Origin of the sequence: Latilactobacillus graminis DSM 20719 (assembly GCF_001436415.1) — a bacterium.
In the GTDB taxonomy this organism is placed as follows: Bacteria; Bacillota; Bacilli; order Lactobacillales; family Lactobacillaceae; genus Latilactobacillus; species Latilactobacillus graminis.
The window spans coordinates 1-208 of record NZ_AYZB01000011.1 but is presented as its reverse complement, the minus strand read 5'-3'; the positions used below and the strand labels follow the sequence as shown (position 1 = coordinate 208).

Genomic DNA, 208 nt, shown 5'->3' with positions numbered 1-208 from the left:
GTTGAGAAAAATCAAGACAGCGAATTTAAAAAATTTAATGATTACATGGGCAACCCCCACAAAACCGATTCACTGTTTTCAGCCTACAGCGATCAACTGAGTTTAGAAGACCGGCAGAAAATGAAAAGCTACTTTACCCAGGCACAAGACGCAAAAAGTCCTTTGTGGCAAATCGTCTATTCATTCGATAATAATTGGCTTGTTGATC

1 protein-coding gene is annotated in these 208 nt (G+C 38.9%); it reads left to right on the top strand.

Features of this window, described 5'->3' with window-relative positions; genetic code table 11:
* The coding region (gene mobL / locus FC90_RS09280) for a relaxase MobL (RefSeq protein ID WP_235804314.1) at positions 1-208 on the top strand (208 nt) is incomplete at both ends.